The sequence below is a fragment of the Microvirga pakistanensis genome (genome assembly GCF_004458765.1).
Lineage (GTDB): Bacteria > Pseudomonadota > Alphaproteobacteria > Rhizobiales > Beijerinckiaceae > Microvirga > Microvirga pakistanensis.
The window spans coordinates 1-223 of sequence record NZ_SPJX01000573.1 but is presented as its reverse complement, the minus strand read 5'-3'; the positions used below and the strand labels follow the sequence as shown (position 1 = coordinate 223).

1 protein-coding gene is annotated in these 223 nt (G+C 62.3%); it reads left to right on the top strand.

Annotated elements, in window-relative coordinates; translation table 11 throughout:
• On the top strand, positions 1-223 hold a 223-nt coding region (locus E4K09_RS23845), incomplete at both ends, for a sensor histidine kinase (protein WP_244610657.1).

Below are 223 nucleotides of genomic sequence, written 5' to 3'. Positions count from 1 at the left end.
GGGGACATTGTCTACTTCGTGCGGGACAATGGCGTCGGCTTCGATATGAAGTACGTCAACAAGCTGTTCGGGGTTTTCCAGCGCCTGCACCGGATCGAGGATTTCGAGGGAACCGGGATCGGGCTGGCCAATGTCCGGCGCATCGTCGAAAGACACGGGGGGCGCAGCTGGGCCGAGGGCCAGACCGATGGGGGCGCGACCTTTTACATTGCCCTGCCCGAGA